This window comes from Trinickia sp. (assembly GCF_057351765.1).
In genome coordinates this window covers 35,586-58,018 of the sequence record NZ_JBMRBK010000059.1, presented here as the reverse complement: position 1 = coordinate 58,018, position 22,433 = coordinate 35,586, and the positions used below count along the sequence as shown (strand labels likewise).

Genomic DNA, 22,433 nt, shown 5'->3' with positions numbered 1-22,433 from the left:
CGGAAAAGCGATCTGATCCGTCTCGACGACCATGGCCAACTGCGCGTCGTCTTCGAAGGCTTGCGCCATCAAATATGGACGATTGTTGTCTTTGGCGCGAATATAAGCTTCGATGGATCGCGCGAGCTGCATCATGTGTCTCGACTCCTCAATTGTCCGTAGCAACGTTCGCCGTTCCCGTAAGCGCTCTCAGCTCGCCGTCGACATTCTGGTGGGGCGTATGTCTACTTTTGCACCGTGCGGTGGCGATCGAGCGAAAGAGGGTGCCATATCGCCAACGAGTCTGGCAAGGGCATGCTTATAAGCGAAAAACCGGCCGGTCGCGTCAACTACCAACCTTGACGGGGCGAAAGCTGGCTGGGGGCGTGATCTACTGCTGTCCAGCTTCGCCAAAAGCGATTTATGGAGCACGAGTTCGAATGAATCTACTTACTTCGATGTGGCGCAACGGAACTACGCGCGGAGCCCTGATCCTCCTTGCCATGGTTCTATCGATGCGTTGGTTTCCGGTAACCGCGCCGAAAGTGCTCGGTGCGGGAATACTGCTTTTATTCGCAATTAATCTCTTCCGCGAATTGAAGACCTACGTCAGGCCGACTCGCACACTTTATGCCATCTACCGTATCCGCACTCAGCGTTTTCTGAAGCGCGTAAAACGGGTGCCCCCCGATGTACCGTTTCTATACGGCATCGTGTTGATGCTCGCAACGGGCTGGATGGCGTTGATCGCATTTCGAGCAAGCGGAACGCCGATGACCTCGTTCGGACTGGTGCTCGCCGGGATGATCGGCATTGCATCGCTCAGGCACGTCTCTACCGCGGTCGGGACACTTGTTAAGCTCACCTGGAGTCGGACGATTGGAAAGATCGCCTATGCGGGTGCCCTGTCCATCGCCTACTGCATCGGTCGTGGCGACGCCATTGCTACGGCGCGCGAACTGACTCACGCCGATGCAAAGTACTTCCCGACTTTCGTCGGTGTCATGTCTGGACCGTACACGATCTTCCGGATGCTGCAATTCGCGAGCCTATTGATGGTTGTATGTGCCGTGCTCGTGCTATTTGCAGCATGGCCGCGCGTGATCGGCCGCATGTTGGCTGGCGTTGCGCCTGTCAGAGTTCTATTACGTCGTCGTGATGCCGGAGAGCCGGAACCGGTATTGCCCGATGCGATTTCGTTCTTCACGCCAATCGGCTTGATGTTCATCGCCGTTGGCCTGGCAATGCTTCCCGAGCCGGCGATTTCGACGCTTCGGCGATACGAGGTGCCGGCGCATGTTCTCGCGCATACGGAATATGTTGACGACGGAGCGTGCAAGAATATTCCTGTGGGTGTGCGCACCCAGCACCTCAGCGACGGTCTCGTTTCCGTTTTGAAGTACAACGGGCAGACTCCTGAGTTTTTTCAAGCAACTTGCGAACATGCTCGTTGAGTTGCTGCCTGACGGCCGAGCAGAGTTGTGAGCTACGCCGTCGTGGCATAACCCCCGCATCTACGCACTGACCGACCGCTTTATCCATGGATGAAGCTTGCTGGCCGATGGATCGAGCATGCTGGTTTCCATCCCGGACAGCGCGTGAAGATCGACGTCGAGGTCGGGAGGCTGGTTATCACCGTCGCTTGAACGGAGAAAGGGGCCGCGCCGCGGTCCCACTCAAGTGGTCAAACTGCTGCGTTCGCGTACCTCCCTCCGTCTGATCTTTCTCCGAGAAGCATCGCTGGCGACTGCCAACCATAACAATGGCGGAGCAAGAGATCTATTTGCCGTTGCCGCGAGTCGGCATCGGCGAACGGGAGGCAAACGCTTCACACCGATCTTGGTATTTCATGCAGCCGATCGAAAGCCTTCCGATCCAATCCCGACTCCACCCGTAACATGTACATAACGCAAATTTTTCAACTACCGCAGGACACACTTCCTTCGCCGGAGGAGCATCTGCACCGCGTCTGGGAGATTGCAAAACTACTCGATCCGATGGGGTTACCCATTGAAAATTGGTACTCTTCCGCCGCCGGTACGCCGAAGAAATCACTCAAGTACCCGGCCTTTGACGTAAGCGGCCCAACGCCAGCAGTCGTGGAAATGCTTCGCGCTCAGGACAAGAAAGAAGCAGTAACGAACTATCGAATAACGGGTGTATGGACCGGTAAAGAAAAGGGCCGCGGCGGCGCGTTCACAACGTCGTTGTCGTCGGACGTTGGCAACCCAACCTGCGTAGTCAGGATCCAATTCAATGAGGTGGAGGCACTCGACGACGCGAGGAGCATGCAGCGATTTATGTTCGGCTTGCTCGACATCTGGCCGACCAGCACGCAAATCAGAGTTGGGCCGCTCATATATGAGCACAAGTACAAGGTCTTTCCCAAGCGACCGGGAGCCGGCTGGATGCTTTACCTTGCCCAGGCGATCACGCCACAAGAACTACCGGAAGCGGCCGAACTCGTGCCGGTGATGGAAGGCGACCAGCAGAAGGGCACCATCATCGTCAGCGTTATGAACGAAGTCTTCTCTGCCGACAATCCGGCACACCTGAAGATCGCGAACGCGATCGAGGTGCGATTGGCCGATCAAGACCTCTTGCCTCGATAGGTCACAGACGGTCGGCTACCCGTGGACTCAGACCTTTTATCTCTTCGTGGTCAGAACGCCCAAAGGGCCGGCGCTGCCCCCCTACGTAGCCGCCTCACAATCATCCGCGGCCATAGGCGACGCATCGGACCGATACCCCGACCGAGCCCGAACCCAATCCGCCTGATCCAACCCCAGCGCAAGCCACGTCGTAATCTCCCCAGGCGAGACAGGCGTACTGAAATGAAACCCTTGAAACTCATGACAACCCGTCTCGCGCAGGAAGCTCACCTGTTCCGGCGTCTCCACCCCTTCCGCGATGACGTGCATCTTCAACCGCTGCCCCAACGCGATAATCGCGGCAGCAATAGCCCTATCATTGGCGTCGTTGGGAAGCTCGCGCACGAACGACTGATCGATCTTCAACCTTGCCACCGGAAGATGCTTGAGCGCACTGAGGCTCGAATAGCCGGTACCGAAGTCATCGATCGCGAGCTTCACGCCCATCCGTTCCAATTTCTCCATCGTCTCGATCGAGTGATCGAGGTTCTGCATCAACAGGCTCTCGGTCAACTCGAGCTCGAGATACTCCGGCGCCAACCCCGTATCGGCAAGTGCGCTGGACACAGCCTCCACCCATCCGGCCTGCATGAACTGCCGCGCCGAGACATTCACCGACATCGTGATCGGCGGCAGCCCCTGGTCCTGCCAGCGCCTGTTTTGCAGGCACGCCTCGCGCAGCACCCAATCCCCGATGGGAATGATCAGCCCGGATTCCTCCGCAAATGGAATGAACTGCGCGGGAAGGATCGTCCCATCGGTCGGATGATCCCACCTCAGTAAAGCCTCCACACCGAACATCCGGCCGCTTTTCGCATCGATTTGCGGCTGATAGGTCAACCGGAACTCGCCACGAGCCAGCGCTTCGCCCAATTGAGCCTGATGAACCAGCCGCTCGCGAATGTTGTGATTCATCTCGGCCGCATAGAGCTGATAATTATTCCGGCCCAGCTCCTTCGCGCGATACATCGCTGCATCGGCATTCTGCAAAAGCGTTGTGGCGGCGTCCCCATCAGCCGGGTACATCGCTACCCCCATGCTGCATGTCACGTGATAGGACTGTCCCGCGAGCTCGACGGGCTCCAGAATCGCCTCGCGCAGCCGTTTGACGGTGGTTTCGATGGCACGCACGTCGTTGCGATCGCAGTCGATGACGAGGACGAACTCGTCCCCACCGAGCCGCACCACGGTATCCGTCGAGCGCACGCTGTTCGCCATCCGCACCGCGGTTTCCCTGAGTAGATCGTCGCCTGCGCTATGCCCGAGGCTGTCGTTGATGAGCTTGAAGTTGTCGAGGTCGACGAAGACCACCGCCACGCTGCGCTCATATCGCTGCGCTTGCAGCATCATTTGTTCGAGCCGGTCCGACATCAGCGTGCGATTCGGCAGTCCGGTGAGCGCATCGTGCGTCGCCATATGGCGGATGCGTTTCTCCGAAGCGGTACGCTCGATCGCAATGCCGGCCAGACGGACGGCGAGCTCGGCCGCTTGCGATTTGCCGTCGATCGGCTCCGCGTCGCCGCTGACGAACAACGCGAGCGAGCCGACCGCGCGCCCATCATGGCCCAGGATCGGCAGCGCGCGGCAATGCGTAAAGGCCACGGCGGAGCCTGCGAGCGCAAGCGCGATGCGCGGTTCGCTGAGGCTCCGATTCACCGGCTCGCAAGAGTAGACGGGCAGGGTGACGGGGCTCGCGTCGGGGCCGATCGGCTCGCCATCGACGAGCGCGGCGAAAGCGGGCGGCAGGGTCGGTGCGGCGCCGAGCCGCACATGGGTGCCATCGTCGTCGCGCAGCACAATGGCGCCCGCGCAGCGCGAAATCTGCGATTGAAGCACCCGCACGATCGAATCGAGGACGTCCTCCAGCGGTGCGCTCGTCGCGATCATCTCGAGCACGCGAATCTGCTCGGCCCGTCGCACCTCCGCATGTTTGCGCGATGTGACGTCACGCACGATGGCAACGAGGCCGTCGTCCACACGCACCACTCTGCGATGCAACCAAAGACGCGCGCCGTTCTCGCGTGTTTGCATCCATTCGTGCTCTTCGAAGGTATCGCTACGATAAACGGCGGCGAATTCGTCGCGAATGCGTCGCGCGTCCGCGCCTGTGAACAGTGTCTCGGGCGAGGTGCCCAGAGCGTGCTCACGGCTTTTTCCGATGAGCTCGAGCCCGCGTCGATTGACCTCACGCAGCACGAAACTGAGCTCCATGGGCGTGCCAAGGGCGCGCGGTCCATCATGCGAACCGCGCGAAACGAGGTCCCAGACGAAGAACGCATCGAGACTCGCTTCGGACGCGACGAGGTATGTCTGCTCCAGCCGCCGCGTGCGGCTGCGGCTCTTGGCGAGTTGCCGGCTCTTCAGGCTGAGAACCGCGGTCAGCATCAATACGAGCACGCTGACCACAGTCAGGGCACGCAACTGATTGCTGCGATCACGCTGGTATCGCTCGAATTGTTCGGACTGCGAGAGACCGACTACCGCGATGAGCGGGAACCCGCGCAGCACGCGGATTTCGGTGAAACGTTTCGTTCCGGCATCCCAAGGCTGAACACCGAGCGATGCGCTCGATCGCGTACTGAGCGCCGACTGCGCAATGGTTTGCCCCCAGTCCACCGCGTCCCCGTGCTGCATGACGCGCATGGCGCCATCTTTGCCTAGCAATGCGAGCACGCCATTGCCGCCGATTCGCGCGAAGTCGTAACCGCTCGTGAAATACGATGGATCGACGGCGAGCATGACGATGCCGGCGAAACGCCCGGATACGTCTTCCAGTGGCCGGCTGAAGATGATCTCCGCGGCCCCGGAACGTGGGTTGCGTTGCGTGTGACCGACATAAAGCTGATCCGCGTTACCGCTTCTGCAGTGCAGAAAATACGGCTGCGCTGCCACGTTGGTGTTCGTGTCGCGCTGCGTGCTGGCGACGATATTGCCGCGCGCGTCGGTCATCGCCATGCGGAAGACGATGGGTGACGGCAGCATGGCGCGATCTTGCAGCTGCGAAAGCGCGGCATGGCCGGACATCGTGTACGCATAAGCGACGGTCTTCAAAGTCTGATCGATCGCTTCGAGGCTGCGAACGACCTGCGCCTCGTATGCGTCGGCCAACCCGCGCGCGAGCTGCGTCGCCGTTTGCGTCGTGGCCTCGCGCTCGTGCTCGAGCAGATGCAGCGCGCCGACCCAAGCCGAGCCGACCAGCAAGAGCGCGAAGAGCGGAAACAGAAAATAATCTTCGGCTATCCGCCGGCGCAGGGACGCCACGATGCGGGCAACGCGCGAGCCGGCGCGCGCGGAATGCGGCGCACCGTCGCGGCGGATTTGAACGGAGGCGTTTTTCTTGCTCATGTCTTCGCCTGATGTCAGCGCAACACGAGCACGGCTTTCACGCTGGGATCGAGCTCCTGCTCGTCGATATAACCCAGTGCGTTCGGATGATCGGCTATGAACCGCTTGATCGTGGCCACGTCGTTGAACACGCGCGGGGGCTGCGCGCTGCCCGTGAAGATCAGCTTCGACCAGTAGGCGCGCAATTGCGCCGGCGATTTTCCGGTGACGATCTCATAGAATTCGCTGCGGTTGGCACCGGTGTCCGCTTGATCGAGCGGAATGGCTTCGGTGCCATCGGGCAATTGCGCCGTCCGTGCCAGATAGATATCGGCGACTTGGGATTTCGTCAGCGTCGTAACCGGGCTTTTGTGCGAAACGATGACGACGAGGTGAGCTTCGCATATCGGCGTCAGGCACAACCAACCGCACAAGCCGAAGAAGGCATTGAGCAGCAGGGCTCGCAACGGTCGGATTCTCGAGGCGTACATGGCTGGGCCTCAGAATACGAAATCGACCGCCGCGGTCACGACGTTCGCGCTCGGCCCCAGATGGAATCCCGGCCCGAAATTCGTGAACCACCCGGTGGAATTCGCCGGTGCCGAAACGTGGTCGTACTGCACTTTCAAGTCGAAGTTCTTGGCGAAATCCCAGCGCACGCCCGCCGACAGATCCCGCTCTCCGAAATTCATGTTCGGGACGGCTGTCGTATGGTCGAGCGAATGCGCTTGCGCATAGGTGACATAGGGCGTCACTCGAGCAATGCGCACGCCGGCCGTCGCATAGCCGCCGATGTATCCGGGCGAAAGGCCGGTGGCGGTTTGACGGGCGATCTCGGCTTGCACGAACCATTGGGACATATCGAGGCTCACCCCTGTCATGTAGACCGTGGTCGACGATAGTGGCCCAAAGGGCAACTGCAAATGCGCGTGCATATAGGCAACGCGCCAGGTAAGGGGGCCGCGCTCGATCGTATCGAAGAGCCCCAGCACGCCTGTCCCTCGGGCGCGGAACGGCCCCGGCGTGTGAAAAGTGGTGGTGCCGGCGATGACGCGAATCGTATCGGTCACGCTGCCGAAGTGCATGCGGTACGATGCGTCGATTCCGTCGCTGCTCGTCACGGGCTCGAGGTTGTACAGCGCGCGCGGCACTCTGACCCACGGCAGGGCGTATCCGACTTCGCTGTAGTCCGCAGCCAGAAAATTCGGCATCTCGACGCGGCCCACGCGGACATTGAAATCAGGGGTGAACGCGTAATTGATGTTGGCCCAGACCAGCGTGGGCCGAAACCTCGACGCATAGTCTTCGCGTGCAACGACTTGCACCAGTGCGGAGATTTTTTTCGTCAAATGGGCTTGCAACTGCAGGCCGAGTTTCGAATCGTCTTCGAAATCGACATTGCGGCTGGCGCCGGCGCCGGAGGCCTGAAACTGGTTGGACGCGAAGTCCGCGGCGGACAGGCTCGAATGGGTGGCTGCGAAAGTGCCGAAACCGCTCAGGGCAAACATTGAAGGGTCGTCCTGCGCGTGCGCATCGGACGCGCAGCAGGCGATTGCCGCGGCGCATATCAGAGACATCGATGCGAATCGAGCCCGTTTCAATGTCATGGAGTTTGCCTCCCGCCGGAAATTTCACAGGCTAGATGTCGCCGGCTTGCTTGACCTTCTCACCCTCGCTACATGCTGCCTAAGGCAGTTAGCTTGTTTACGGAACAAAGCGCGTAAACTTGAGTCCGCTGTTTCCCCAGGGTGCCCGGGGCGAGCGCCGGGGAGTCCGATGCATCGGGGGTGAGCGGCCCGGTCTCCTTGTTAAGATGCGCGTCAACTTGTCAAACCAGCCTTTCAACGAGGTTGATAGCCGTATGGGATCGATCGAGACATTCGAGGGTGACGATGCAACCGTCTTTCATGGCGATTGCCTCGACGCTTTGGGCAGCATTGCCGACGAGTCGATCGATCTGATCTTTGCGGACCCGCCGTACAACATCGGCAAGCAATTCGGCGAGTTCAGAGACGCCTGGCCTTCCGACAAGGCCTATGCTCAGTGGTGCTACGAGTGGCTCGATGCCTGCATCCGCAAGCTGAAGCCCACCGGCAGCCTCTATGTCATGACGAGCACGCAGGCGATGCCCTATCTCGACCTGTGGCTGCGCGAGCGCATTACGATCCTGTCGAGAATCGTCTGGCATTACGACAGCTCGGGCGTGCAAGCGAAGAAGCACTTCGGCTCGCTGTACGAACCGATCCTCTTTTGCGTCAAGGACCCCAAAAACTACACCTTCAACGTGGCCGATATCGAAGTCGAAGCGCACACAGGCGCCGTGCGCAAGCTGATCGACTATCGAAAGGATGTCCCCACGCCGTACAAGACGACGAAAGTTCCGGGCAATACCTGGTACATGCCGCGCGTGCGGTACCGCATGCCGGAGTACGAAGCGCATCCGAGCCAGAAGCCCGAAGCGCTTCTCGAGCGCATCGTCAAAGCCAGCACGAACCCGGGAGACACTGTGCTCGATCCGTTCGGCGGCACGTTCACGACGTGCGTCGTCGCCAAACGGCTCGGACGTCGCTCCATTGGCATTGAACTCCAGGCCGATTACGTAAAAATAGGCCTCCGCCGGCTCGGTATCGCTACGCATTTCAATGGTGAGGCGCTGCGGCCTGTGGAGAAGACCTGCGTTCGCAGCAACCGTAATGGCGTAAAGGGCGGCGCAACCGCTGAGGACCCAACGGAGTCGTTCGACGCCAATGTGTGACTGAGCGCACCCCGGGCCTGCTCGGTACTACACTTAAGCACCCCACCTAAAGAAGCGCGCCACCCCCATGGCACACCTGTTCTTCGCCGCCTCGATTCAGCGCCATATTCCGCTGCCCGAGCGCGACGTTGCGGCCGGCACGGTCGACGAAGCGCTGGCTGCCGTCTTCGCCGACGAACCGCGGCTGCGCGGGTATATTCTCGACGACCAGGGCGGACTGCGCCGGCATCTGGCCGTATACGTCGACGGCAGGCCGGTGCGCGACCGCCGGCACCTCTCGGATGCGGTCGGCGCCGAGAGCCGCATCTATGTCGTGCAGGCGCTATCGGGCGGCTGAGGCAGGCGGATAAAAACGGAGACAGACATCGTGAATCGAGATCGCTTGATCGTCGGGACCCGCAAAGGGCTGTTCGTTTTCGAAACGGACGGCGCCCGCCCCGGCCGATGGAAGCAAGCCGAGCATCATTTCGTGGGCGAACCGGTAAGCTCGGCGCTGGCCGATCCGCGCGACGGGACGCTTTACGCCGCGCTCAATCTCGGCCATTTCGGTGTGAAGCTGCATCGTCTGCCCGCCGGCGAGCGCGAATGGCAGCCCTGCAACACACCGGTTTATCCGCCGCAGCCCGAAGGCGCCGAGGCATCCGCATCGGCGCAAGCCGCGCAAATGGCTGGTGGGGACGATGCGCTCGCCGAGGCGGGTAGTGCTGCCTCGTCCGCGGTCAGCGAAGCCGTACCGCCTGTCCCGGAGCCGCTTTGGTCGCTCGAACAAATCTGGACACTGGAGCCGGGTAGCCCCGACGAGCCGGGCACGCTCTGGGCCGGCACGATCCCGGGCGGGCTGTTTCGCTCGGACGATGGCGGCGCAAGCTGGACATTGAACCATGCGCTCTGGGACCGCCCGGAGCGTCGCGAGTGGATGGGGGGCGGTTATGACCACGCGGGCATCCATTCGGTGCTGATCGACCCGCGCGACAGCCGCCACGTGACGGTGGGCGTTTCATCGGGAGGCGTCTGGCAAACGGCCGACGGCGGTGCGACGTGGCGTGTCACGGCACAGGGGATGGAGGCCGACTATATGCCGCCCGAGCGGCGCGGCGAACCGAATGTTCAAGACCCGCACCGCGTCGTTCAGTGCAACGCCGCACCGAATGTCCTCTGGACGCAGCATCACTGCGGAATTTTTCGCTCGACCGATGGCGGCGAGCGCTGGACGCGCATCGAAGCGCAACCGTCGAGTTTCGGTTTCGCCGTGGCGGTGCACCCGCAAGACCCCGACACGGCGTGGTTCGTCCCGGCAGTGAAGGATGCCTGCCGTATTCCTGTGGATGGCGCCTTCGTCGTCACGCGCACACGCGATGGAGGCCGCACGTTCGAGCGCTTCTCCGAAGGCCTGCCACCGGCGCCCGCTTACGATCTGGTCTATCGGCACGGGCTGGCGATCGACACCCGGGGCACGAGGCTCGCGATGGGTTCGACGACGGGCGGCCTATGGACTTCCGACGACGCGGGCGAGACCTGGCACGAAGTCTCCGCGCACCTGCCGCCCGTCTATCACGTGAGCTTTGGCTAGAGACGCGCGCCATCCGCTGCAGGCTTACGGCTCGACCAGCGTCAGCCCCGCCGCCGGCAACGGCAGCGCGGTTTTATAGCGCACCTGCTTGAGCGCAAAGCTCGACCGGATGTTCGACACACCGGGAATGGTCGTCAACCGCTCGATGATGAAGCGCTCCAACGCGCGCATATCGGGCATCACCACGCGCAATAGATAGTCGGCGTCCCCCGACATCAGATAACACTCCATGACCTCGGGCTGCTCGGAGATCGCCTGCTCGAACCGCCGCAGCGCATGTTCGACCTGCTTTTCGAGGCTGACCTGAATGAACACATTGATGCTCAGGCCAAGCGGCTCGGGATCGAGCAGCGTCACCTGTTGCTTGAACAGTCCCAGCTTTTCGAGCGCACGGACGCGATTGAAGCACGGCGTCGGCGACAGATTGACCGAGCGCGCCAACTCGGCATTCGTGATCCGCGCGTTCTGTTGCAGTTGGTTGAGGATGCCGATGTCGATGCGGTCGAGACGCCTCGTATTCGTGGTCATAGTCGAAACATTCCGGAATCGATCGATAAAACAGAATATTTACACTATCCGAAGAGGAATTCACAGTTAGAACAAACGCAAATTCTGCGCGATGCCGGGTACGATGATTCCCCATCGATGCGCGCCTCCCCAGCCGGCGCGCCGGAGGCAGACCTGCTATGACGGACTTATCGAGCGGTATCGAGGAAACGAAACGGGCGAGTGCGGCGCAGTTGGACGACGATCCCCAGGAAACGGCCGAATGGCTCGAAGCACTCGACGCCATCGTCGCTCACGTGGGCAAGGACCGCGCGCAATTCCTGCTCGACCGTCTGACCGACCACGCATACACGAAGGGCCTCACACGGGCACCGTCACGCGTCACGCCCTACGTGAATACGATCCCGGTTGCCGACCAGCCTCCTTACCCGGGCGATCTCGAGATCGAAGCCCGGCTCTCGGCCGCGCTGCGCTGGAACGCACTGGCGATGGTCGTGCGCGCGAATCGCGCCTATGGCGAACTGGGCGGACATATCGCCAGCTATGCGTCGGCATCGGATCTGTTCGAAGTCGGTTTCAATCACTTCTTTCGCGCGGCGCAGCCCGAAGGCGGGGAGGGCTCGGGTGGCGACCTCGTCTACTTTCAGCCGCATTCGTCACCGGGCGTCTATGCACGTGCCTATCTCGAGGGCTTCCTGAGCGAGGACCACCTGCGGCACTACCGCCGGGAAATCGCGGGCCCCGGGCTCTGCTCGTATCCGCATCCGTGGCTGATGCCCGAGTTCTGGCAGTTTCCGACGGGCTCGATGGGCATCGGGCCGATCAACTCGATCTACCAGGCGCGCTTCATGCGCTACCTGCACAACCGCGGGCTCGCGCGCACGGAAGGCCGAACGGTCTGGGGCTTCTTCGGCGATGGCGAGATGGACGAGCCCGAGTCGATCGGTGCGCTTTCACTGGCCGCGCGCGAAGGGCTCGACAACCTCGTGTTCGTCATCAACTGCAACCTTCAGCGGCTCGACGGCCCGGTGCGCGGCAACGGCCGCATCATCGACGAACTTGAGGCGCTCTTTGCCGGCGCGGGCTGGAACGTCATCAAAGTGCTGTGGGGCTCGGATTGGGACCCGCTCTTCTCGCGCGACCATGCCGGCGCGCTGGCCCGAGCATTCGCCGAGACCGTCGACGGGCAGTTCCAGACGTTCTCCGCCAACGACGGCGCCTACAACCGCGCGCGTTTTTTCAGTCGGAACCCGGCGCTGACCGCACTCGCTGCCGAGCTCTCCGATGCCGAGATCGACCGCCTGCGGCGCGGCGGTCACGACGCGCGCAAGCTGCACGCGGCCTATGCGCGCGCCCTTGCGCACCGGGGGCAGCCGACCGTGATTCTCGCCAAGACGATGAAAGGCTTCGGAATGGGCACGGCGGGGCAGGGCCGCATGACGACGCATCAACAAAAGAAGCTCGACGTCGACGATCTGAAGACGTTTCGCGATCGCTTTGAACTGCCGCTGTCGGACGAGGACGTCGAGCGGCTGACCTTTTACAAGCCAGCGGAAGACAGCCCGGAAATGCAATACCTGCATGCGCGCCGGGCTGCCCTTGGAGGCTTTCTGCCCAGAAGGCGGAAAGCGGCATCGAAGGGGCTGACCGTCCCTTCGATGCCGACCTGGGGAGCATTCGCGCTCGAGGCGGGCGGCCGCGAGATGTCGACGACGATGGCGCTCGTGCGCATGCTGACCGCGTTGCTCAAGGACGGGGAAATCGGTTCGCGCGTGGTGCCGATCGTCGCTGACGAAGCGCGTACGTTCGGCATGGCCAACATGTTCCGGCAGGTGGGGATCTACTCGCCGCTCGGGCAGCGTTACGAGCCGGAGGATCTCGGCTCGATGCTGTACTACCGCGAAGACACGCGCGGACAGATTCTCGAGGAAGGGATTTCCGAAGCGGGCGCCATCTCGTCATGGATCGCCGCCGCGACGGCCTACAGCGTGCATGACCTGCCGATGCTGCCGTTTTACATCTACTACTCGATGTTCGGTTTTCAGCGCATCGGCGACCTGATATGGGCAGCGGCCGATCAGCGCGCCCGCGGCTTTCTCATCGGCGCGACATCGGGCCGTACGACGCTGGGTGGCGAAGGCTTGCAGCATCAGGACGGCACGAGTCACCTCGCGGCATCGACGATTCCGAACTGCCGTGCCTACGATCCGGCGTTCGCTTACGAAGTGGCAACGATCGTCGATGCGGGGATGCGCGAGATGGTCGAGCAACAGCGCGACGTGTTCTATTACGTGACGGTGACGAACGAGAACTACGCGCAGCCGTCGTTACCGGAGGGCGATCGAGAGGCACTGCGCGACGGCATCCTCCGAGGCCTCTATCCGCTCTCGCCCGTGTTGCGGCAAACGGCACGCGTGCAACTGCTCGGCTCGGGGGCAATCCTCTCCGAAGTCATCGCGGCGCAACGCATGTTGAAAGAAGAGTGGGATATCGATGCGGGCGTCTGGAGCGTGACGAGCTTCGTCGAGTTGCAGCGCGATGGAATCGCGGCCGAGCGGCGCGCAAGGCTTGGCGATGCCCCGGCCGCGCCATACGTGAGCTCGGCGCTCGAGGGATCGCGCGGGCCGGTGATTGCCGCGACCGATTATGTTCGCGCGGTACCCGAATCGATCCGCGCGTACGTGCCGCGCCGATACGTCACGCTGGGCACCGATGGCTTTGGCCGCAGCGATACACGGCAAGAACTTCGGGCGTTCTTCGAAGTCGACCGGGCCAGCATTGTGGTGGCCGCATTGAAGGCCCTGGCGGACGAGGGCGAGCTCGATCCCGGCGTCGTCCATACCGCGCGCGAGCGGTATGGGAAAGCGTCTACGGCGAGCCTCGCACCGTGGCAGCGCTGAGTGCCTGAGCGACCCGGGGCGCCGCATAGCCGCTGACGCGGCTCGTTGAAATCGATGGTCCGACGCATGCGTTACAGCGGCAACGCATGCGTCGACAGAATCTCCTTCAGCACCATGAAGCTGCGTACCTGCCGCACGCCCGGCAGATAGAGCAATTGCTCGGCGTGCAACCGGTTGAAGCTCTCGTTGTCGCGCGTGCGTACGAGCATGAAGTAATCGAATTCGCCCGTCACGACGTGGCATTCCACGCACCCCGATACCTTCTGTGCCGCTTTCTCGAACGCGGTGAATGCTTCGGGCGTCGAGCGATCCAGCACGAAGCCGATGACGACGAGCATCCCCATGCCGAGCGCTTTCGGATCGAGCAGTGCGACGATCCCGCGTATCAGGCCCATTTCCTTCAAACGTTCGACGCGCCGCAGGCAAGCGGGTGCGCTCAGTTTGACTTTCGCCGCGAGGCTCACGTTCGAGATCGACGCGTCTTGCTGAAGATGCTTGAGGATGGCGCGATCGATCCGATCCAATGCGGGCTGAGCGTCCAACGCGGGACCGGATTCAGGGCTTAATTTCATTTCGTCAGATGAGGTTTTTGCGAAGTTAAAGTTCGCATAGAGCGAATAGAGGCCTCCTAACGTAGGTCATCGCCATTTATTTCGCAAGCTCATTTCGCGGCCATCCCCCTATCATTTTCCCTATGCGATGCGCCGCCAGGCGGTCACCTTCCGACGAATACCTTGTCGCACCCTTTCCGGAGACATTCGATGAACCTCAAACGCTTCCCTCGTTACCTGCTGACATTCGGGCCGACGCCGATTCAACCGCTCAAGCGCTTGAGCGAACATCTGGGCGGCAAGGTGGAGCTGTATGCCAAGCGGGAAGACTGCAACAGCGGCCTGGCGTTCGGCGGCAACAAGACGCGCAAGCTCGAGTACTTGATCCCCGACGCGCTCGAGCAAGGTTGCGACACGCTCGTATCGATCGGCGGTATTCAGTCGAACCAGACACGTCAGGTGGCTGCCGTTGCCGCGCATCTGGGTATGAAGTGCGTCCTCGTGCAGGAAAACTGGGTGAACTATTCCGACGCCGTTTATGACCGCGTGGGCAACATCCAGATGTCGCGCATCATGGGCGCGGACGTGCGGCTCGTCGCGGATGGCTTCGACATCGGCATCCGTCCGAGTTGGGAGGAGGCGCTCGAGAGCGTGAGCAAGGCCGGCGGCAAGCCGTATCCGATTCCGGCCGGTTGCTCCGAGCATCCGTTCGGCGGCCTGGGGTTCGTCGGCTTTGCCGAGGAAGTGCGGCAGCAGGAAGCGGAACTCGGCTTCAAGTTCGACTACATCGTCGTCTGCTCGGTGACGGGTAGCACTCAGGCGGGGATGGTCGTGGGTTTTGCGGCGGACGGTCGCGCGGACCGCGTCATCGGTATCGACGCCTCGGCCACGCCCGAAAAGACCCATGCGCAAATCACGCGCATCGCGCGCCATACGGCCGAACTCGTCGATCTCGGACGCGACATCACGGAGAAGGACGTGATTCTCGACACGCGTTATGGCGGCCCTGAATACGGTTTGCCGAACGAGGGCACGCTCGAGGCGATTCGTCTGTGCGCGCGGTTCGAAGGCGTGCTGACGGACCCGGTCTATGAAGGCAAGTCGATGCACGGCATGATCGATAAAGTGCGTCGCGGCGAATTCGAGCCTGGCTCGAAGGTGCTTTATGCGCATCTGGGCGGCGTGCCGGCGCTGAGCGCATACAGCTTTATCTTCCGCGACGGCTGAAGCGAAGCGCGGTGCCTGACGTCCGATACATGATGCGATTGGGTAGTCACGCTTCACTATCTATATAGATTCAGGCGCTTTATCGAACAGCATTGCGAGCGTACGGTACACCTCACCATCCAACGAGGAGCTCGCAATGACTGACGTACTCAATGATGTGCGCGACCACTATCGCGCGACGGGTCTGAAGGCGCGGCTGACGGCCACGCTCATGGCACTGGGGCCGGACGATGAACTACTCGCGCCCCAGCGGCTCGCTTCGCTCGATCAATTCCATACGCGGGGTCTTGCCGCGACCGCCGAACTTGGCGAGTTGATCGGTATTCGCGCCGACATGCGGGTTCTCGATATCGGTTCGGGCATCGGCGGCCCTGCACGCTTTCTGGCTGCAACCCATGGCTGCAAAGTGGTCGGCATCGACCTCAGCGAACCGTTCGTCGATGCAGCGCGCTACTTGACCGAGCGCACGAGACAAACCGCGTCGGTATCGTTCGAAACGGGCAGCGCGCTCGATCTGCCGTTCGATCGCGGCCAATTCGAGGTCGCGCTGCTGCAGCATGTGGCGATGAACATCGCGGATCGGCCGCGGCTCTATGACAATATCCGGCGCGTGCTGAAACCGGGCGGCAAGTTTGCAACCTACGATGTCGTGCTGAAAAACGGCGACCCGCATTACCCGGTTCCATGGGCGAGAACGTCGGCCACCAGCTTTCTGATGACGGCGGATGCCACACGCGAAGCCATCGAATCGGCGGGCTTTCGCACCGTCACATCGCGGGACGATAGCGATGCCGCCAAGGCCTGGATCACGCAATTGCGCGCGTCGGGTGCACCGCCTTCGCCGAATCTCGGCGTGGTGATGGGGCCGGACTTTCTGGAGTTCACCACCAATCTGGGAAAGAACCTGATGCAGGATCGGCTTGGTGTGATGACCGCCGTATTCGAAGCCGTTTGAAAACGTATCTGAATCGCGCTCAAAGCGCCGGTCTCAGTGCCGCATAGGCGCCCGGTGTGATCCCGTAAGCCTTCTTGAATACGCGATTGAGGTGGCTTTGATCGTAAAACCCCGCGCTCACGGCCGCGTCGGCCGCGCTGCGGCCGGCCGCGAGCCATTGCTTTGCCGCGATCAGCCGCAGTTGATTGACATAAGCGTGAGGCGGCAACCCATACTCTTTGCAAAACGCGCGCATCAGGTGATAGCGGCTCAGGCCGACGAGCCGGGCCAACTCGTCGATTGGAATATCGCGCTGGAATTGCGCGGCGAGGTAGTCCTTCACCTTCGCCATTCTGTGACCCTCGCGTCCGCCGTGGCTTTCGCTCGGCTTGGGTTGACCGTATCGCCCGAACAGCATGCCCATCGCGGCCCACCAATGCGCCTGCCGTTCCATCAATGGCGTGCTGGCGTTCTCGTCGAGACTGGTGTGCGCTTTCAGGAGCAGCGAGCAGAGCTGCTCGTCGCGATAGAGGCCGGGCGGAATATGCAGTAAGCGGTCGTCGCGCGACTCTTCGTTGAAAACCGCGCTGAGCGCGGCGAGCCCTTGCATGTCGAGATAGATTGCGCGGTAGTGCCAGGCTTTTTCGTCCCAGACTTCGCCGCAATGATATTCGCCGGGCGCGAAGACCCAGACCGTCCCTGGGCCCGACACGTCGCTGCCGGCACGCGTGTTGCACTGGCCGCCACCGAATTCGGTCATGACGATGACGAGTTCGTCGTGCACGTGCCGGCCGAATTCATGCGCGCCATAACGCGCCGTCGCCAACGCCGCGCCTTCGAGTGCGCCGTCGCGCCGGTACGTCAGATCTTCGCGCGCTGCGCGATTTCCGGTTGCCATCGTCGTTGCTCCGCTGAAGGACCCGCCGCTTACGCGAGCTCGATCCGCACGCGCCTGTTCCGCCGCCCCTTGTTCTCGATCTTGGTGAGGCGAATCGGGCGCGATTGCGCGGTATTGGATAGATGCGTGCCGCCGCACGCTTGCCGATCGAGCTCGCCGATTTCGACGATGCGAATCATGCCGTCGTCCGTAGGCGGCGGGGCGACGGACAGGCTACGGATGAGTCCCGGGGTGGCCTGCGCTTCGCGTGTCGGCACGTATCGCGTTCGCACATCGAGCCCCTGGCGAATGATTTCGTTGATCGGGTGCTCGAGCGCTCGAAGCAGATCGTTATCGGCCTCGGGCAGATCGAAGTCCATCCGCGCCACGCCATCGGCATTGATCTGCGCGCCCGTGACGAGCGCACCGGCAAACTCCTGGTAGACGAGTGCATTGAGGATATGCGTCGCGGTGTGCAGTTGTGCGAGGGTCGAACGCCGCTGCGCATCGATCGACACATGAACGTTACCCGCGAGCTCGAGCGGCGCATCGAGAATGTGCCAATAGCGGCCGCGTTCGAGCGAGACGCTCGTTATGCGCACCGTGCCGTGCTGATGGACGAGCGTTGCGGCATCCGAGACCTGCCCGCCACCGCCCGGATGCAGCGCGGATTGCGCGAGCACGACAGCACCCGGGCGCGCGTCGACGATGACGGTATCGAACTCGAGCAGATCGGGCTGCTCGTGGCAAAGATAATGGGGCATGACGGTGACCTGTCTGTCGATATCGAAGATTGACGATCGAGTCAGTATAGTCGGCGGCACCGTGGTTCCGTCTTGGTCAAAAGTGCTGTCCCCGCCGCTGGCGTGGAGGGTCGAACGGGAGCCCGAACGGGGGGCCGGATAGCTGACGGACAAGGCCACGAATCTTCGAGCGCTACTGCCGGATTTCCGGCTCGACGAGCAACGTCAACAGCGAGAGCGACTCCTGCCACCCGAGATAGCAGCCCTCGTTGGGAATGACCGAAGGGATGCCTTCCTGGACGACGTTCAATTCCGTTCCACAGCTCACCTGCCGCAGCGACACCGTCGTCTGCATCGTTCCGGGCAAATTGGGGTCGTCGAATTTGGCGGTATAGCGAATGAGCTCGTTCGGCACGAGTTCCAGATATTCCCCGCCGAATGAATGGCCGCCGCCCGTCGTGAAGTTCGTGAACGACATCCGATAGCTGCCGCCCACCTTGGCGTCCATCTCATGGACGCTACAAGTGAATCCGTGCGGGGGCAGCCACTTGCTCATGGCGGCCGCGTCGAGGAACGCCCGGTAGACGCGCTCGGGCGTGGCGCGCAGAACACGGTGAAGGCGAACGGTATGGGTCGACATGGCAATCTCCGGTAGAAAGGGGACGGCGTCCCCGATCCTACACGACGAACGACGGCGGCCGGAATCGACATCGCTCGACTGTCGATCGCTTTAAACCTCTTCAAATCGCTTTCAAGCCGGTTTGGAGCACGAGCCCCACGTTCAGTGCGACGATGGCGACCGTTGCGACGATTGCCCCCGCGCTCACGAGCCGGCTGTTGACGAAACGTCCCATGATCTCCCGGCGGCTAGTGAAAACGACGAGCGCAATCATCGGCACGGGCAGCGCGAAGCTCAGCGCCATCTGACTATAGACGAGCGCGTCGGTCGCATTGACGCCGAGCGCCACGACGACGAAAGCCGGCGCCATCGTCGCGAGCCGCCGCACGCCGACGGGTATCCGAAACCCGACGAAGCCTTGCATGACCATCTGCCCGGCCATCGTGCCGACCACGGAGCTCGATACGCCCGAGGCGATCAACGCAATCAGAAAGACGGCCGCGGCGCCCGCGCCGAACAGCGGCGCGAGGCTGCGATAGGCCGCCCCGATCTCGACGATATCGGTGTGCCCGTTGTGGAATGCGGCCGCGGCCATGACGATCATCGCCATGTTGACGAGGCCTGCGATCGAGAGCGCGATCACCACCTCGCGATTCGAGAACCGCAAAAGCTTGCTGCGTTGCGCATCGTTATGTGCCGGCGCGCGTTGTTGCGTGAGCCCCGAATGCAGATAAATGGCATGCGGCATGATCGTGGCGCCCAGCATTGCGACAGCCACGCCTACTGCACCGTTGCCGCTCAACGTCGGGACGAGCGCGCCGCGTGCGGCATCGGCCCATGCCACGTCGACAATGGACAGTTCGACGACATAAGCGAGCGCCACGGCGGCGACGAGCCCGCCGATGATGAGCTCGAGCGGGCGGAAGCCTCTTTTTTCGGCGCCGAGAATCGCATAGGTGACGATGCCCGTGATGACCATTCCGGCCATGAGCGGCAAGTGAAACAGCAGCGAAATACCGATGGCGCCGCCGAGAAATTCGGCGAGATCGGTTGCCATCGCAGCGATTTCGCTGACAGCCCACATCGCATAGACCACCGGTTTGGAAAAGTGCTCGCGGCTCATTTCGGCGAGGTTGCGGCCGGTGACGATCCCGAGCTTCGCCGAGAGCGCCTGGAACAGCATCGCGACGAGGTTGGCGATCACGACGACCCACAGCAGCGCGTAGCCGTATCGCGAGCCCGCTTCGATATTCGCCGCGAAGTTGCCCGGATCGATGTAGGCGATCGAAGCGACGACGGCCGGGCCGGCAAAGAGCAGCGCCGAGCGCGGGCTCGACATGCGGCCCGCGAGGGCGGCGCTCATCGCTCGAGTCGTGCGCTGGGTCATGCCGAGCTGCATTTGCGCGGTTGTCATCGTTCACCTCATGCTTTTGCTGCCGACGTATGCAGGCTCCTGCCTGCCCATACGAAGCATGGTGACGGGTACCGCCAGAAAAGAACAATTGAACGTTCCGATTGCATCGATTGGGCATGGCTGAAACCGCGCAGGGGCCTGTGAGGCCTCAGCGCTATCGATGCGATAGGCCTATGGCGATCAATCGATGTCGAGGTTCGCCGTCGCACGATCGGCGTTCAACGCGCGCCGGTAGGCGAGCGGTGCGGCGCCCACGGCGGCACGAAAGCGATGGCCGAAATGGCTCGCATCGGCATAGCCGCAGTCGGCGGCGATCCGATCGACGGGGAGCGTCGTCGTGCGCAAGAGCGTGCGTGCGCGATCGAGGCGCTGCAAAGCGATCCAGGCGGAAGGCGGCATCCCGAACGAGGCCCGGAACATGCGTGAGAAATGAAATTCGGAGAGGCACGCCAATTCAGCGAGTTCGCCGAGCGTAGGCGTGCGAGAAAGATTCGCGTCGATGTAATCGACGAGGCGCCGCCGCATGGCCGGCGCGAGCCCACCCTTGATCGTGGCGTCGTCGCGGCGTACCGCCTGTGCGCGCAACAGGAGGCTCAGGATCTCGTGCGCCGTTTCATTCGCGCGCAGCCGGTCGTCCGGGCCGTCCCACGGTGCGGCCGCAAGTCCGCGGCAGAGCGCGGCGATGCGGGCATCTTCGAAATACGTCCGGTCCGCGAGCGTCAGCTCGCGCGGCTCGCGATCGAGTTCCTGAACCGCACGGCGCGTGAAATGCTCCGGCAGGAAGTACAGATGCATGAAATGCATCTGGCCGCGGACCCACCAGCGCGATTCGTGGTCGCCCGGCAGCGCGCACAGTCGTTGCGGCGCGCCGTACTGCCCCGGCAACTTTTGGCGCTCGGTGCGGTAGCCGCCGTCGAGGTAGCACGATAGTGTGTGATGGCCGGGCTTGTCGTACGTCGTTTCCTCCTCGACCGTGACGCGCCGCCAGACGGCGGCCGCAAGCCGGTCGCCGAGCCACGCGAAGCGCTCCAGCGTCGCATCGGCTTCGGCGAGCGTGCGGCCGACCGAATGCATGCCGAACGGCGTTTCGTCGGCGGCTGGCGCAGTCAGGAACGGGCTGGCGTCCACGATGAAGGTCGAAAAGTGCGCAAAAAAGGGGTATCGAGCGGAACAACGAGTATAGACGGGCCGCGCCGCACGCGTCGCCCGCCGTCTCGAAAAAACCGCAAGCCTGGACAACGCGCGTCGAAACCGACGCGCGATAGTGGGTGCCGTATGCGCGTGTCGCGCTCCTCGCTGAGCCGGGGCTGGAGCCGGCCTTTGGCTGTTCGCTATTTCCTCGATCGATGGTAGACCATGAATCTGTCGCTTTATTTCATTACGGTATTGATTTGGGGCACGACCTGGATTGCCATCAAGTGGCAGGTCGGCGTCGTGGCGCCGCCGGTGTCGATCGCCTTTCGTTTCTGGCTCGCCGCGTTGGTCATGTTCGTGCTGATGCGGCTTTTGCGCCGGTCCGTGAAGGCGCCGCGCGAGGCCTGGCCGTTGCTCGCCGGTCAGGGTGTGGCGCTTTTCTGTGTCAACTTTCTGTGCTTCTACTACGCTGAGCAGATCGTGCCGAGCGGCCTCGTCGCGGTCGTGTTTTCGACGGCGCCGCTCCTGAATGCGATCAACGGCCGAATTTTCATGGGGCGGCCGTTGCAGCCAAGTGCCATCGTCGGCGCCGTGTTGGGACTCGTGGGCATCCTCTGTCTCTTTGCGCCGCAGATGGCGGGTCACACCGGCGATCGGGCGATGTGGCTGGGACTTGCGATTACGCTCGCCGGCACGATGTCGTTCTCGGCCGGCAATCTGTTTTCGAGCCGCATGCAGGCGATGGGCCTCCACCCGACGGTCACCAACAGCTGGGCGATGCTGATCGGCGCGACGCTGTTGACGCTCGGCAGTCTTGCCGCGGGGTTCTCCTTCCAGCCCGAGATGACCGCGCGGTATTTCGGCTCGCTCGCTTATCTCGCGGTGCCCGGATCGGTGATCGGGTTCACGACCTACCTGACGTTGGTCGGCCGCATCGGCCCCGACCGGGCCGCCTACTGCACGGTGCTGTTCCCGTTCGTCGCGCTGGCCGTATCGACGGTGTTCGAGGGGTACCGATGGTCGGCTCCCGCCGTCGTCGGCCTGCTGCTCGTGGTGGTGGGCAATCTCGTTGCGTTCAACATCGCGCGGCATCTGCCGTTTAGGCGAGGACGGGGCCGTTCCGTACGCGTATGAGCGGGCGGCCCAGGGCCTAGCAGTTTCGCTAGCCTGGCCCACAGGCGGCCAGCAGTAGACTGGATCAGCAGATGTCGCGCCGAGCCGATGGATCGTTTCAAAGGGGTAACGACA

Annotated in this window: 20 protein-coding genes; 10 read left to right on the top strand and 10 right to left on the bottom strand. The window is 62.4% G+C overall.

Annotation, left to right across the window (positions count from 1 at the left end):
- Positions 1–419: 419 nt before the first annotated feature.
- From ACO1XS_RS15960 to ACO1XS_RS15950, 3 genes are all read left to right on the top strand, one after another.
- The gene (locus ACO1XS_RS15960) at positions 420–1,433 is read left to right on the top strand and encodes a hypothetical protein (protein ID WP_486391157.1); all 1,014 of its coding nucleotides are present in this window, start codon (positions 420–422) and stop codon (positions 1,431–1,433) included.
- 90 nt (positions 1,434–1,523) lie between these two features.
- The gene (locus tag ACO1XS_RS15955) at positions 1,524–1,625 is read left to right on the top strand and encodes a SymE family type I addiction module toxin (RefSeq protein ID WP_486391156.1); all 102 of its coding nucleotides are present in this window, start codon (positions 1,524–1,526) and stop codon (positions 1,623–1,625) included.
- A gap of 252 nt (positions 1,626–1,877) precedes the next feature.
- Complete coding sequence (locus ACO1XS_RS15950) at positions 1,878–2,591, top strand: Imm52 family immunity protein (RefSeq protein WP_486391155.1); 714 nt, start codon at positions 1,878–1,880, stop codon at positions 2,589–2,591.
- Between the two features lie 81 nt (positions 2,592–2,672).
- Here the strand turns inward: ACO1XS_RS15950 and ACO1XS_RS15945 are convergent, their stop codons facing one another.
- From ACO1XS_RS15945 to ACO1XS_RS15935, 3 genes are read right to left on the bottom strand one after another with little or no spacing between them, the layout of a single operon-like run.
- Positions 2,673–5,975 carry a bifunctional diguanylate cyclase/phosphodiesterase gene (locus tag ACO1XS_RS15945; RefSeq protein ID WP_486391154.1) on the bottom strand — a complete coding sequence of 1,101 codons (3,303 nt, stop codon included), beginning with the start codon at positions 5,973–5,975 and terminating at the stop codon, positions 2,673–2,675.
- A gap of 14 nt (positions 5,976–5,989) precedes the next feature.
- On the bottom strand, positions 5,990–6,445 hold the full coding sequence (locus ACO1XS_RS15940) for a type 2 periplasmic-binding domain-containing protein (protein ID WP_331566738.1): 456 nt from the start codon (positions 6,443–6,445) through the stop codon (positions 5,990–5,992).
- Positions 6,446–6,454: 9 nt separating this feature from the next.
- Complete coding sequence (locus tag ACO1XS_RS15935) at positions 6,455–7,462, bottom strand: hypothetical protein (RefSeq protein ID WP_486391153.1); 1,008 nt, start codon at positions 7,460–7,462, stop codon at positions 6,455–6,457.
- Positions 7,463–7,815: 353 nt separating this feature from the next.
- Between ACO1XS_RS15935 and yhdJ the strand changes: the two genes are divergently transcribed.
- From yhdJ to ACO1XS_RS15920, 3 genes are all read left to right on the top strand, one after another.
- Entirely contained in the window at positions 7,816–8,709 is an 894-nt protein-coding gene (yhdJ, locus tag ACO1XS_RS15930) for an adenine-specific DNA-methyltransferase (protein ID WP_486391152.1), read from the top strand.
- Positions 8,710–8,776: 67 nt separating this feature from the next.
- Positions 8,777–9,046, top strand: coding sequence for a MoaD/ThiS family protein (locus ACO1XS_RS15925; RefSeq protein WP_481579922.1), 270 nt, complete (start codon positions 8,777–8,779; stop codon positions 9,044–9,046).
- A gap of 30 nt (positions 9,047–9,076) precedes the next feature.
- Positions 9,077–10,279 (top strand): WD40/YVTN/BNR-like repeat-containing protein, encoded by a 1,203-nt coding sequence (locus ACO1XS_RS15920; protein ID WP_486391151.1) that lies wholly within the window; start codon positions 9,077–9,079, stop codon positions 10,277–10,279.
- 24 nt (positions 10,280–10,303) lie between these two features.
- Here ACO1XS_RS15920 and ACO1XS_RS15915 read toward each other — a convergent pair whose 3' ends face one another.
- The gene (locus tag ACO1XS_RS15915; RefSeq protein WP_173259663.1) at positions 10,304–10,807 is read right to left on the bottom strand and encodes an Lrp/AsnC family transcriptional regulator; all 504 of its coding nucleotides are present in this window, start codon (positions 10,805–10,807) and stop codon (positions 10,304–10,306) included.
- Positions 10,808–10,965: 158 nt separating this feature from the next.
- On the opposite strand from ACO1XS_RS15915, the gene mdeB reads away from it, so the two are divergent.
- The gene (mdeB, locus tag ACO1XS_RS15910) at positions 10,966–13,686 is read left to right on the top strand and encodes an alpha-ketoglutarate dehydrogenase (protein WP_486391150.1); all 2,721 of its coding nucleotides are present in this window, start codon (positions 10,966–10,968) and stop codon (positions 13,684–13,686) included.
- A gap of 71 nt (positions 13,687–13,757) precedes the next feature.
- Here mdeB and ACO1XS_RS15905 read toward each other — a convergent pair whose 3' ends face one another.
- Positions 13,758–14,258: an Lrp/AsnC family transcriptional regulator gene (locus ACO1XS_RS15905; protein WP_486391149.1), complete on the bottom strand. Its 501-nt coding sequence runs from the start codon at positions 14,256–14,258 to the stop codon at positions 13,758–13,760.
- 189 nt (positions 14,259–14,447) lie between these two features.
- On the opposite strand from ACO1XS_RS15905, the gene ACO1XS_RS15900 reads away from it, so the two are divergent.
- Together ACO1XS_RS15900 and ACO1XS_RS15895 are read left to right on the top strand one after the other, a co-directional pair.
- Positions 14,448–15,464, top strand: coding sequence for a 1-aminocyclopropane-1-carboxylate deaminase (locus ACO1XS_RS15900; protein WP_486391148.1), 1,017 nt, complete (start codon positions 14,448–14,450; stop codon positions 15,462–15,464).
- A 136-nt stretch (positions 15,465–15,600) separates the two neighbouring features.
- The gene (locus ACO1XS_RS15895) at positions 15,601–16,419 is read left to right on the top strand and encodes a class I SAM-dependent methyltransferase (RefSeq protein WP_486391147.1); all 819 of its coding nucleotides are present in this window, start codon (positions 15,601–15,603) and stop codon (positions 16,417–16,419) included.
- A 19-nt stretch (positions 16,420–16,438) separates the two neighbouring features.
- On the opposite strand, the gene ACO1XS_RS15890 is transcribed toward ACO1XS_RS15895, so the two are convergent.
- The 5 genes from ACO1XS_RS15890 to ACO1XS_RS15870 form a co-directional block, all read right to left on the bottom strand.
- The gene (locus ACO1XS_RS15890) at positions 16,439–17,296 is read right to left on the bottom strand and encodes an AraC family transcriptional regulator (protein WP_486391146.1); all 858 of its coding nucleotides are present in this window, start codon (positions 17,294–17,296) and stop codon (positions 16,439–16,441) included.
- 29 nt (positions 17,297–17,325) lie between these two features.
- Positions 17,326–18,039 carry an alanyl-tRNA editing protein gene (locus ACO1XS_RS15885; RefSeq protein ID WP_486391145.1) on the bottom strand — a complete coding sequence of 238 codons (714 nt, stop codon included), beginning with the start codon at positions 18,037–18,039 and terminating at the stop codon, positions 17,326–17,328.
- A gap of 172 nt (positions 18,040–18,211) precedes the next feature.
- A complete protein-coding gene (locus ACO1XS_RS15880; protein ID WP_486391144.1) occupies positions 18,212–18,658 on the bottom strand; it encodes an SRPBCC family protein in 447 nt (148 codons plus the stop codon).
- A 100-nt stretch (positions 18,659–18,758) separates the two neighbouring features.
- The gene (locus ACO1XS_RS15875) at positions 18,759–20,051 is read right to left on the bottom strand and encodes an Nramp family divalent metal transporter (protein WP_486391143.1); all 1,293 of its coding nucleotides are present in this window, start codon (positions 20,049–20,051) and stop codon (positions 18,759–18,761) included.
- Between the two features lie 180 nt (positions 20,052–20,231).
- Positions 20,232–21,125, bottom strand: a complete 894-nt coding sequence (locus ACO1XS_RS15870) for a helix-turn-helix domain-containing protein (RefSeq protein WP_486391158.1) — start codon at positions 21,123–21,125, stop codon at positions 20,232–20,234.
- 282 nt (positions 21,126–21,407) lie between these two features.
- Here ACO1XS_RS15870 and ACO1XS_RS15865 point away from each other — a divergent pair, with 282 nt between their 5' ends.
- A complete protein-coding gene (locus ACO1XS_RS15865; RefSeq protein ID WP_486391142.1) occupies positions 21,408–22,319 on the top strand; it encodes a DMT family transporter in 912 nt (303 codons plus the stop codon).
- The last annotated feature ends 114 nt before the right edge of the window (positions 22,320–22,433 follow it).